The organism is Dokdonia pacifica, assembly GCF_900188275.1.
GTDB classification, from domain to species: Bacteria; Bacteroidota; Bacteroidia; order Flavobacteriales; family Flavobacteriaceae; genus Dokdonia; species Dokdonia pacifica.
Window position 1 is genome coordinate 282,015 of record NZ_FZNY01000002.1, and the last position, 13,125, is coordinate 295,139.

Sequence of the window (13,125 nt, forward strand, 5' to 3'; positions counted from 1 at the left end):
TTTATTTTTTCAACCAGTTACTTACATACTCACAGTCACGGTTATCACCATTTACTTTGATGTAAGTTTCTTCTATTTTTTCTTTTTGCCACTCTGAGATAGCTTTAATTTGCTTTTCTCTAAGTGCCAAATCTTTAATTTTAATGTAATCTTTAGAGTAGTCGGCTTTGTGCTCTTCTAATCTATTTTTTACAGTCAATATTTTATAACGTGTTTTTCCAGTACGACTTGGATCATTAAATACCAATGATACTTCTTGGTCTTTTAGATTATTCACCTTTGTATATAAGGTAGGATCTAACTTATTTAATTCAAAACGCTTATCTAAAGTAACAGGGTTTACTAATACACCTCCATCATATTTGGTTTCTTTCTCATCAGAAAATTCACGAGCAGCTTGATCAAAAGTAAGTTCTCCTTCTTCAATACGTTTTTTAATGCGCTCTATCTTATCTTTTGCTTCTTCTTCTTGAGCTTTACCTACTTCAGGAATTAGAAGTATGTGTCTAATTTCTAATTTATCACCTCTTATTTTTTCAAGAGTCGCAATATGAAAGCCATATTCTGTTTCAAAAGGCTCACTAACTTCTCCTTCTTGTAATCCGAATACCACATCTCTAAATTCTTTTACTAATGGCGTTTTTCTATTGATCGTCATAAAACCACCATCACCACGAGAAGCGGCATCATCTGTATATAATACAGCTTTTGTCGCAAAGCTACTTCCATTATCAAGAATGTCTGATCTAAAGCTATTCAAACGATCAATTATACGTTGACGCTCTTCATCTGTTGCTTTAGGCTCAATAACGATTTGTGCAATTTCAAGTTCAACACCAAAAGTTGGTAATTCATCTTCTGGAATACTTTCAAAAAAAGATTTTACTTCATCTGGAGTTACATCTACACTCGTGATAATTTTTTCATTCATACTTTCTGAAAGACGAATATCTCTACGTATTGCAAATAATTCTGCTCTTAACTCTGCAATATTATCTTTTTTGTAGTATTCTATTACTTTTTGAATAGAGCCTAACTGTTGTGCAAAACGATCAATAATTTGATCTACTTCAGAATTTATCTGAGCATCATTTACAACAATACTATCTTGAATAGCATGATGCGCTAGTAATTTATCTTCTAGTAATTTCCCCATCACTTGACAAGGCGTAATATCTACAGAAGATTGACCTTGACTTTTAATATCAAATAAGAATTTATCGATATCACTTTCTAAAATTAAGTAGTCTCCTACTACACCTGCCACACCATCTACTTTAAACTTAGTTTTAGGGTTTGTATTTCCATCTTGTGCAAATAAAGGTTGGCACAAAAATAATAGGACAAGCGTTTTAATTATAAATTTCAAATTTTTTGTTTTTAATAGCATCATCTTTAATCTCCTTTTCAAGTTGCTTTGTAAGTGTTAACTTTCGTTTGTTTCTTATAATTTGGTTAATTGTTGGCCTTACATATGTTAAGGGAGCTATATCATTACGTGATAAAGTTTCCTTGACAGCGATCAAATATAAACCTAATGAATCTCGTAGTTGTAAGAAATTGGTTTTTTTTAACAATTTATCGGCATTTGAAGCGTCTACAGGTTGAATACTGTTTTGTACAACACTGCGTTTTACCCATGTAGAATCATTTAGAAAGTAGTTCTTAAACTGTAGACGTATGGAATCTAATAGTATTTTATCTTCTCTTTCAAAGCTTATAAAATGTTCTTGTACATTTTTACTATCGTTATAATCAGGAGCTAAATGAATGTATCGTAATTTTACTAATTCTTCATTAAGCCTAAAGTTTTCTTTATTCTGATCATAAAACTGTTGTGCTTCTTGGTCAGATACAACACTATCTAATCGTTGTTGTATTAATCTATCTTTATATAGTTTTATATATAGGTCAGTACGGTAATCTTGTACCAATTTTTCAAACTTATCTTGTTCTTCTTTTGATAAATTAAGTAACGCTCCATCTAATAATAATCGATTTGTTGCCCAGTCATTGATATAACTTGTAACAACCGTGGTGCTATCTAAAGCAAAATCTGTATTTGCAAATAGTTTTTCTACCTCCGAAGTATATAGATACGAATCATTTACTCTTGCAACGACATCCTGATCTGAGGTTGTTTTATTAAAAAAGTCACAGGAGATCATTAGAAAACAACTCACAAATACTACTATATACGATGGTAACTTCATTTACTTTAACGTCTTAATAAAACGATCTAAAACAGCTTCGTTCACCTCTATTGTTGCACTTTCTTTAAGTCCTTGTAACCACGTTTTTTCTATATGTTTCTGATAATCATTAATAATAGCACCTCTGGTCTCTTCAAAAGAAGATAACCTTGAGGCCATTATTTCTTCAACATCATATAATACATGATCAGAATTTAACTCATATAATTTACTAATGCCCTTTACAGGAGTATAAGTAGATGCGATATAGGTAGTGTCATTAGTAGGCACTTCTCTTTTTGTAAATAAAACGTTTACTTGTTCATTTATATTGAATTTCTGTTCAATTTCTTCTTGAGATTTTCCTTTTTTCAATAATTTTCTAACAGCAGTCAATGTTTTTTTATCAGAAGCGGTAATCATAGTCATCTTTACAGTTTCTGGAATTCTATATGACTCTATATTTTTAGTAAAGTAATTTTGAATACCTAAAGAATCAGTTTTTGCTACTTCCCAAACTTTTGTTTCTAATAATTCAAACAGTAATAACCCTTCCCTATATTCTCTAATGAGCGCTTTAAACTCACTATTTACTTCTTCAAAATGATCTTCGTGATATTTTTTTATAGTTTTATTCGTCCAATCAAATATTTGTTTTTTAATAAGCTGTGCTTTATTTGCATAGGTACCACCTCTTTGAAATCGTTCTAAATAACTACCAAAATTGGCATATGTATATGTGGCATCGTTTAGTGTAAGTGCAACGGTACTTTTTTCAAATTCATTTGGTACATACTTCCATCTTCTAGATGTGAAATCTGCATCCGTGAAGAGAGTAGCAAAATACTTTTGGAGCTCTATATTCTCTTCAACCCCATATTTCACTCTTAATTTAGCGTCTAAGGAATCTGATATTTGCTTTGCTCTAATATCTCTTGTAAGCTTTTCTTCTAACGCTGCGCGTTCTTCTTCATAAGATCCTACTGGGAAACGTTCAATTAATTTTGCAATATGCCATCCAAACTCAGATTTAAACGGTTGTGTATAGGCTCCTTTTTCTCTTATACTAAAAACCTGTTCTTCAAATATTTTACTACTCAATTGACCAGACTCAAAGCGGGATATCTTTCCTCCTTTAACTGCAGACCTTTTATCATCACTATGTGCTTGTGCTAATTTTTCAAAAGACTCTCCTTGTTCTAATAAAGCGTATATTTCTTTAATACGTTTTGCAGGATTTAATGTTGAATCTTTTTGTTTTAGTGCAAGCATAATGTGAGCAACTTCAATACCTCCTCTCGCCTGACGCTTATCGGTAGTTTGTACAATATGATATCCAAAACGGGTTTTAAATGGTTCTGACACTTGGCCTACATCTGTAGTAAATGCAGCACTTTCAAATGGATACACCATTTTAAATGCTTTAAACCATCCTAGTTCTCCACCATTTGTTTTAGCAGATGGATCTTCACTATACTCTTTTGCAATGGTAGCAAAATCTTCTCCTGCAAGTATACGTTTACGAGCCTCTATAATTTTAGTATATGCTTTAAGTGTGTCTTGTGGTGAAGCATTAGGCAAATTTTTCACAAGAATATGACGCGCTTTTACTTCATTTATAGTTCGATCATATGCCTCTTTTATTAATGCCTCTGTAACATCTACATCAGTAAGATAATTTTTTATGAGTTGCGCTCTATATCCAGCAAGTTCTTTTACATAGGCTGGGTTTTTATCCAAACCATCTTTATATGCCTCTTGTACTTTAAGCTTATATTCTTTAAATAACTCTAGATAAGCCCTAGGATCCTTTTGAGCTTCATCTTGAACTAAGCTAATATTTTTAAGATAGACAGCTTTAAATTCTTCTACAGTGATGTCTTGTCCATTAATTGTTAATAGAACATCATTATTATTTTGCGCATAGCAAATAGAAAAACTAAACAGTAATAAAAATGTATACAGGTATTTTTTCATAACGAATATAAGGGTTTGCAAAAATAACAAATCTACAAAGGTATACAAGGTTCATCAAGTATATGAAAAGAGTTTCTTTGCCTTAAAATGAGTACAATCCTCTTTTTTCTGTATTTTAACCAAAATTATGATGCACCATGTCCTACTATTCAATTATTGAAAAACTACGCTTTCGTTCTTTTAGATCTAAGGCTATTCTTTCATTTTTGACATTTTTAGCTTCTTTAATTATATGGGTAGCATCCTATTTTTATATCCATAGAAAAGATACGATCTCAGATACAATCTCTATAGAAATATTGGATGTTTCAAAACAGTTTAATGCAAATATTGATAACTATAACACCTTTTTTTATACAGGATATAGAGATGCTGCATTTTATGACAAATCAGAAGCAAGTTCCCTATATATCTATCTCGCTAATCTAAGATCTATACCTGAACAATTAGAAACCATAAAGGATCAGGCATCAAGTATTGATATCCCACTAGATATTAAAACAATCACAGATAATTATAAATCACTTCGGCAAGAGGTTCTTACGCTTGTCGCGAAAATGGAACGTAGAGGCTATAAAAACTTTGGGATAGAAGGTAAAATGCAAGAAAAAGCACAATTGCTTATTGATGGTGGTCATATTGATCAAATCAGCCTTTTAAAACTACGTAATTACGAAAAAGACTTTTTATTACGAGGAGAAAAACAATACTATAGTGATTTTAATTTCTTATCAAGTCAGCTATTAGAAAATGCCCGTTTAAATGATAGTATACGCATTTTATTGAGAGGGTATCAAGAAGATTTTAGAACATTAGTAGCCCTTAATGATGAAATAGGGTATTACTCTAATGATGGCTTACACGAAAAGATCACCACACTTCATAGTACAATACAAAAAGACCTTTCAGATATTAGCATTGCTACAAGTAAAGGAATCGAATCAAAGAAAACAACACAAATAACAGCAACCTCTATCACTAGTATTTTACTAGCATTTATCATGGTATTACTTGTTTTTTATCTTTCTAAAAACCTTACCAAAGGAGTCCAAACACTTAATACGAATATTGCGCAGTTTATAGAAAGCGACTTTGAGGATACCCAAGAAATAAAATCAGATAACTCTATTCTAGAAATAGATTCTCTTTTTTCTAGTTATCAAAAATTAAAAGACACCCTCATTAATACCATAAAAGAACTTGAAATCACTGCAAAAAAAGCAACCGATAATGCAAATTATAAGACGCAGTTTTTATCAAAAATGAGCCATGAAATGCGAACACCGCTTAATGGTATTCAAGGAATGTTACATTTACTAAAGTCATCTGATGAATCTACACAAAAACGGGAGGAATATATTTCTATTGTAGATAGATCTGTACATCAACTATCAGATTTAATTACCATGATTTTAGATCATTCTAGATTAGAAACTGGGAATTTAGAAATCCAAGAACGATCTGTTAATCTCGAACAAGATATTTCGCAATTAATGCGCATTTTTGAATATCAAGCTAGAGAAAAAAAATTAAACTTTGAATATCATAATTATAGCGATACAAACTATAATGTCTATGTAGATTCTCTACGCATACAGCAAGTACTCATCAATTTGATGAAAAATGCTATTAAATTTACGCAAAAAGGTAAAATAGTAATCACACTGGAAGACCTTAATTTTTCAGATAACATCCAACATGTACGTTTCATTGTAAAGGATACTGGTATAGGAATGGATGAAAAAGACTTTGATAGACTACTTACTTCTTTTGAACAAGGTGATAATTCTAAAACACGAAAGTTTGATGGCGCTGGATTAGGACTGTCATTATCAAATAATTTACTAAAACTAATGGGTAGTAAATTATGTGTAGAAAGTAGTCTTGGAAAAGGCACCACATTCTATTTTGATTTACCGCTTAAGAAGGCAGAATCTAAAGTTAGAAAAGAAGTGTCTAAGAAAATTGAAGTTGCACTATCTAATAACCCAGAAAACACACATGTATTGATTGTTGAGGATAATAAAATTAATCAAAAAGTATTGGAACGCTTATTATCTAAGCTCCATATTAGCTGTGACATAGCCGCCAATGGAAAAGAAGGAGTGGCGTTATTTAAGAAAAATACCTACGATCTTATTCTCATGGATATCAATATGCCTGTGATGGGAGGAATTGAAGCTGCTAAACTCATAAAATCACTCAAGAAGTATAAAACACAAGCACCACCTATTATTGCCGTTACTGCTGGCGCTACATTAGAAAACGAAAGTTTTACATCAGAAAGTAGTCTCGATGAATTTTTAGGTAAGCCCATTGATTTTGACACCCTAAAAATAATTATAAAGAAGTATTTAAATATTAATGAATCTGAAGAATCTTAATACTTTCCACACAACCTTTTTCACATTTCTGCATCTACTCTAAAAATGATGATATGAAATACAAATTATTCTTTTTCTTAATCTCAATACTAGCAATTAGCTGTACTGCTGATGATGATACGGAAGTGCAAATACGACTCGCAAATATTAGTGAGTTTGATTATACTAATATTACTATAAGAAATGGCATTTCTTATGAAGATCTAGAAGCTGGAGAAGTTTCTGAATATCAAACTTTTGAATCTTCATACAGCTATATGTTTGTACAATTAGTCGCTAATCAAGATACCCTTTTTATTCAACCCATTGATTTTGTAGGAGAATCATTAATTCGTGGAGGTAATTATACCTATGAAATAGAAGCCAATTTTGAAAACAATGATTTAGGTTCTTTACGAGCTATTTTAGTAAGGGATTAAATCAATAGTACAAAAGTCAGTTCTTCATTTTATTTTTATAGTAGAGATGTATTGGTATACGCTTTCGCGAAAGCGTATATACGCATAAAAATTTCTTGGAAAGTTTCTACGTTGAATTTATAAGATCCCAAAACGAGTTTGGGATAAGCGATTCACTAATTATAAAGAGCAACCAAGGGTAGTTTAAAAACATCCAACTGCTAATATGAGATCCCAAAACAAGTTTGGGATAAGCGACTCGCAATCTTTCTATAGCGTTTCGCTTAGAGAAAGATGCTCGCTGCTTACATATTTCGTCTATACTGCCCTCCTACTTCAAATAAAGCGCTTGTAATCTGTCCTAATGAACATACTTTTGTAGCTTCCATAAGGTGCTCAAAGATATTTTCATTATAAATAGCAGCCTCTTGAATCTTTGTAATCTCACTATCAATTTTATCAGCTTTTGCTTGGTGTAAACTTTCAAGCATTGTGATTTGATATTGCTTTTCATCTTCGGTAGCTCTAATGACCTCAGCTGGTCGAACTGTAGGACTTCCTTTACTACTTAAGAATGTATTTACCCCTATAATTGGGAATTCACCAGTATGCTTTAACGTTTCATAATACAAGCTTTCTTCTTGAATTTTACTACGCTGATACATGGTTTCCATTGCTCCTAGTACTCCGCCTCGTTCTGTAATACGATCAAATTCTATCAGTACCGCTTCTTCTACAAGATCTGTAAGCTCTTCGATGATAAATGAACCTTGAATTGGGTTTTCATTTTTAGCAAGCCCTAATTCTTTATTGATGATCAATTGTATGGCCATTGCACGACGTACACTTTCTTCTGTAGGCGTTGTAATAGCTTCATCATACGCATTGGTATGTAATGAGTTACAATTATCATAAATCGCATACAATGCTTGTAAAGTCGTACGAATATCATTAAAATCAATCTCCTGTGCATGTAAACTACGTCCAGAGGTTTGAATATGATATTTAAGCATTTGTGCACGTGAGTTAGCATTATACTTATTTTTCATGGCCTTTGCCCATATCTTACGTGCAACGCGTCCTATCACTGCGTATTCTGGATCGATCCCGTTAGAGAAGAAGAACGAAAGGTTTGGGCCAAACTTATTGATATCCATACCTCTACTTAAGTAATACTCTACATAGGTAAATCCATTAGCCAGTGTTAATGCCAATTGCGTAATTGGGTTAGCTCCTGCTTCTGCAATATGATATCCAGAAATAGATACCGAATAAAAGTTACGTACTTTTTGTTCTATAAAATATTCTTGTACATCTCCCATGAGTCGCAATGCAAACTCTGTAGAGAAAATACATGTGTTTTGTGCTTGATCTTCTTTAAGGATATCTGCTTGTACAGTTCCACGTACTTGTGCTAGTGTTTCTGTTTTAATCGTAGCATACACATCAGCAGGTAATACTTGATCACCTGTAACACCTAGAAGCATCAATCCTAATCCGTCATTCCCTTCTGGTAATTCTCCCTGATAACTTGGTCTAGTTTTTCCTTTATATATCGCTTCAATCTTAGCGTTTACTTCTTCTTCTAGATTATGTTCTTTAATATACTTCTCACAATTCTGGTCGATAGCTGCATTCATAAAGAAACCTAATAACATAGGTGCTGGACCGTTAATGGTCATACTTACTGATGTCATTGGGTGGCTTAAATCAAAACCAGAGTATAATTTTTTAGCATCATCAAGACAACAGATACTTACTCCTGCGTTTCCTATTTTCCCGTAGATATCTGGACGATGTCCTGGGTCATTTCCATATAGCGTTACACTATCAAAAGCTGTACTTAAGCGCTTAGCCGGCATTCCTAAACTCACATAATGAAAACGTTTATTGGTACGCTCTGGTCCTCCTTCTCCTGCAAACATACGTGTAGGATCTTCTCCCGTACGCTTAAAAGGATATAGTCCTGAAGTATATGGGAATTCTCCTGGTACATTTTCTTGTAATACCCATCGCAATACATCACCCCAAGCTTCATATTTAGGTAAAGCTACTTTAGGAATCTGTGTATGTGATAGCGATTCTGTATGTGTATCTATTTTAATCTCTTTATCTCTTACCTTAAATGTATAAACAGGACTTTTATAACGATTTACTTTTTCATCCCATCCGGTAATTACTTCCCAATTGTAAGGATCAAGGTTTAGCTTTACACGATCAAATTGTGCGACTAAGAGTTTTATTAGGTCTTTATCTTCTTGAGTGATTTCTTCTGTGGTTTCAAAAGTAACACCAGATTTATCTAATTGAGGTTTTGCATTTAATAAGGTCTCTATGGTTTTATAAATCCCATATAAACGTTGTGCTGTTTCCTGTTGCGCTTTCGCGGAAGCGTCATACGCTCTATTATTTTCTGCAATTTCACTTAAATATCGTGTACGAGATGGAGGAATTACAAATATTTTTTCGCTCATCTCTTTACTGATAGCGAATGTAGATTCTAGATTTGCTTCATTTACTTCATTTACCTTCTCCATAATTTTCTTATAGAGGGTATTCATTCCTGGGTCATTAAACTGAGAAGCTATCGTTCCAAATACTGGCAAATCATCTTGATGCGTATCCCAAAGGTTATGATTACGCATATACTGTTTTTTGACATCACGAAGTGCATCTAATGAACCTCGTTTATCAAATTTATTAATAGCTACAAGATCTGCGAAGTCAAGCATATCAATCTTCTCCAATTGTGTAGCAGCACCAAACTCAGGAGTCATTACATATAGTGAAGTATCCGAGTGTTCTAGAATTTCTGTGTCTGATTGTCCAATACCAGAGGTTTCTAGTATAATCAAATCATATTCAGCAGCTTTGAGTACTTCTATAGCTTCTGCAACATATTTAGAGAGAGCAAGGTTACTTTGGCGTGTTGCTAAAGAACGCATATATACTCTTGGAGAATTAATTGCATTCATACGAATACGATCTCCTAGTAAAGCCCCTCCTGTTTTACGTTTGGAAGGATCTACAGAAATAAGACCTATGGTTTTTTCTGGAAAATCAATCAAGAACCTACGTACAAGTTCATCTACCAATGAAGACTTTCCTGCTCCTCCTGTACCTGTAATTCCTAATACAGGCGTCAATGAGGTTTTATTTTTTTTATGAATAGTTTCTAAAGCTTCAGCAGCTACCTCTGGAAAGTTTTCTGCTGCTGAGATCACTCTTGCAATAGCTCTAGGGTTTTTCTCTGTTAAATGATTGACTTCTCCATTTAATTGGTCCCCTACTGGAAAATCAGATTGTTGTACAAGGTCATTAATCATTCCTTGTAATCCCATCTCACGACCATCGTCTGGAGAATAGATACGGGTGATACCGTAATCCATTAATTCTTTAATTTCTTCTGGAAGAATAACACCTCCTCCACCTCCGAAGATTTTTATATGATCTGCCCCTTTTTCTTTAAGAAGGTCATACATATATTTAAAATATTCATTATGTCCTCCTTGATATGAGGTTAATGCAATGGCATTAGCATCTTCTTGAATTGCCGTATTAACGACCTCTTCTACACTCCTATCGTGTCCTAAATGGATAACCTCTACTCCTGTACTTTGTATGATACGACGCATAATATTAATGGCGGCATCATGCCCATCAAAAAGAGAGGCTGCAGTAACTATACGAACTTTATATTTTGGAGTATATGGTGTGGCTTGTTTCATCTTCAAAAAAAGGGTGTTTTATGGATGCAAATTTACGTAATATTCAATAAAATTGCCGATTTATTTATAATCATATAATTTATTGTTACAATCCAAAAATTTCTCCCTGGTTTGCAAAACGGTAGCCTTCTTCTTCTAAGGTAAGTCGCTTTGCGTTTTTGACACTTAATGCAGGATTAGAATGATTAAAATGTATAAAAACAACCTTTGATTTTACTGTCTTATTTTCTTCTTTAAAAAGTAGTGTTGTCTCATCTATAAAGGGATGCGGAACTTCACTCATAGGTCTTGGGATTTCTCCTTCCGAAAAAAATGTTGCGTCTATAAATGCATAATCTACTTTTTTTACTTCTTCTACAATAGATTTCTCCCATACGGACCATTTATTAATATCTGGAATAAATAAAGCTGTTTTTGTAGGGCCTTCTATACGATATCCAACGGTTTCAGAAAACTCATCTCTGTGCGGCACTAGGAATGGAGTAATCTTTAGCTTTCGCGAAAGCGTAATAAGACTATCCTCTTGCATAGACTGAATTTCTATATTCTTTAAAGTGACTAACTGACTCCATGGGCCATTGGATTCTAAGAAAGTTTTCATTTTTGGCATCGCATACACAGGAATGCCTTTGCTTCCCATGGCTTCTCTGCCAAAATGCATTAAGCCTGTATAATGTCCTATATGTGCATGCGTTAAGAAAACACCGTCTATAATAGTAGCTGTAGGGAGTTCTTCTCCCAAAAGGTGCAATTGTTGTGGCATATCTGGCGTAGCTTCAAATAGGTATTTCTTCTGCTGTTCTTTATCTATCAGTCCAAGGCTTACTACTAATTCTTGGGCACGTAGATTGTTTGCTACATCATTAAATTCTTTAGGATTATTAATATGGGGCATTCCGCCGTCTTGAGCAATTCCGAGTATTTTTAGGTATACTTCATTTTCTATTTGAGATGGTATAGGTTTTTGTACTTCTTTAGAGGTATCACCACAACTCAAAATGAATAGCGATATAGGTATTATCAAAAATCTTAAATTCATATCTTTACTGAAATTATATCAAAGATACCCAAATGAAAAAGTTTATCGCCCTATGTATGGTCATCTGCCTAAGTTCATGTGCAGAATTACAACAAGTTGTTAATAATCTTCCACAAGATGGAGGGAATGTCCTTTCGCAATCACAAATAGGTAATGGCCTAAAAGAAGCGTTACAATTAGGAATTGATAAACAAGTATCAAAACTTACCGCTAAAGACGGGTTTTATAAAAACGAATTAACAAAAATATTACTTCCAGAAGAGCTTCGTAAAGTGGATAAGACTTTGCGAGATATAGGATTAGGAAGTCTTGCAGATGAAGGGTTAAAAGTATTAAACAGAGCAGCTGAAGACGCTGTAAAGGAAGCAACTCCAATCTTTATAGATGCTGTAAAAGGAATTACGTTTGCTGATGCTAAAAATATCTTACTAGGTAGTGATGATGCTGCTACACAATATTTAACTTCAAGAACAGAGCAAGCATTGTATAGTAAATTCAATCCTGTTATCAAGAACTCCTTTAATAAAGTTGGAGCTGATCAGATATGGGAAAATCTTATTACTAGATACAATAATATCCCGTTAACTAATAATGTAAATCCTGATCTTACAGATTATGTAACTCAAGAGGCATTAAAAGGGGTTTATAAAATGATCGCTGTTGAAGAAAAACAAATACGTACAAAATATACTTCTAGAACTACCGATCTTTTAAAACGTGTTTTTGCATTACAAGACTAATTAAAAGTCTGTAAATCATTGTACTCTCTTAAAATTTTACAAATAATAACGAGTAAAATGTCGCATTTGAATTATTTATTTGCGCATATACAAGGAAAGCTTACACATACTAAATAGCTATAGTTATATGGGTTTTGGTTTTTTAATTTCATAAGGAATTAATAACTAAAACCTTATAATTATGAAAAAAATTATTTTCCTTTTATGTGTTGTTTTTACAACCTCTAGTTTATTTTCTCAAACAACAAGTCAGAGTAATTTAAATGATCCAGTACCTGCAGATGCTCAATGGTTAGGGAGCAATAGTAATAACGCCTTAGCATGGAGAAATGGTAATGTAGCTATTGGAACCTCTTCTACTACAGATGGATTTCTTACCTATAAACTTTCAGTAAATGGAAGCATGCGAGCTACCTCTGTCAAAGTATATAATGGATGGGCAGATTACGTATTTGAAAAAGAATATAGTCTACCTACACTTGCAGAAGTGGAAGCATTTATACAACAAAATGGACATCTAAAAGATATTCCATCTGCTGCTACAGTTGCTGAAGAAGGAATTGATCTTGGAGAAATGAATAAGCTACTATTGCAAAAAATAGAAGAACTCACCCTCTATGTTATAGCATTGAATAAAGAGATCGAAACTTTAAAAAAGGAATAGACG

At 33.2% G+C, this 13,125-nt stretch carries 9 protein-coding genes; 4 read left to right on the top strand and 5 right to left on the bottom strand.

Annotation, left to right across the window (positions count from 1 at the left end; genetic code table 11):
• Position 1: 1 nt before the first annotated feature.
• Genes CHB80_RS08575 through CHB80_RS08585 form a run of 3 tightly spaced genes read right to left on the bottom strand, consistent with a single transcriptional unit; the run spans position 2 to position 4,169 of the window.
• Positions 2-1,369, bottom strand: a complete 1,368-nt coding sequence (locus tag CHB80_RS08575; protein ID WP_308489200.1) for a peptidylprolyl isomerase — start codon at positions 1,367-1,369, stop codon at positions 2-4.
• Positions 1,353-2,213 (bottom strand): peptidylprolyl isomerase, encoded by an 861-nt coding sequence (locus tag CHB80_RS08580; protein WP_089371036.1) that lies wholly within the window; start codon positions 2,211-2,213, stop codon positions 1,353-1,355. The genes CHB80_RS08575 and CHB80_RS08580 overlap by 17 nt, the downstream gene beginning before the upstream one ends.
• Complete coding sequence (locus tag CHB80_RS08585; RefSeq protein ID WP_089371037.1) at positions 2,214-4,169, bottom strand: peptidylprolyl isomerase; 1,956 nt, start codon at positions 4,167-4,169, stop codon at positions 2,214-2,216.
• Between the two features lie 137 nt (positions 4,170-4,306).
• Between CHB80_RS08585 and CHB80_RS08590 the strand changes: the two genes are divergently transcribed.
• The gene (locus CHB80_RS08590) at positions 4,307-6,553 is read left to right on the top strand and encodes an ATP-binding protein (protein ID WP_089371038.1); all 2,247 of its coding nucleotides are present in this window, start codon (positions 4,307-4,309) and stop codon (positions 6,551-6,553) included.
• Positions 6,554-6,606: 53 nt separating this feature from the next.
• The gene (locus tag CHB80_RS08595; RefSeq protein ID WP_089371039.1) at positions 6,607-6,972 is read left to right on the top strand and encodes a hypothetical protein; all 366 of its coding nucleotides are present in this window, start codon (positions 6,607-6,609) and stop codon (positions 6,970-6,972) included.
• 284 nt (positions 6,973-7,256) lie between these two features.
• On the opposite strand, the gene CHB80_RS08600 is transcribed toward CHB80_RS08595, so the two are convergent.
• Both CHB80_RS08600 and CHB80_RS08605 read right to left on the bottom strand, forming a co-directional pair.
• A complete protein-coding gene (locus CHB80_RS08600; protein ID WP_089371040.1) occupies positions 7,257-10,679 on the bottom strand; it encodes a methylmalonyl-CoA mutase family protein in 3,423 nt (1,140 codons plus the stop codon).
• Positions 10,680-10,764: 85 nt separating this feature from the next.
• A complete protein-coding gene (locus CHB80_RS08605) occupies positions 10,765-11,718 on the bottom strand; it encodes an MBL fold metallo-hydrolase (protein ID WP_089371041.1) in 954 nt (317 codons plus the stop codon).
• Between the two features lie 32 nt (positions 11,719-11,750).
• Here CHB80_RS08605 and CHB80_RS08610 point away from each other — a divergent pair, with 32 nt between their 5' ends.
• On the top strand, positions 11,751-12,458 hold the full coding sequence (locus CHB80_RS08610) for a DUF4197 domain-containing protein (protein ID WP_089371042.1): 708 nt from the start codon (positions 11,751-11,753) through the stop codon (positions 12,456-12,458).
• 181 nt (positions 12,459-12,639) lie between these two features.
• Positions 12,640-13,122, top strand: a complete 483-nt coding sequence (locus CHB80_RS08615; protein WP_089371043.1) for a hypothetical protein — start codon at positions 12,640-12,642, stop codon at positions 13,120-13,122.
• Positions 13,123-13,125: the final 3 nt, after the last annotated feature.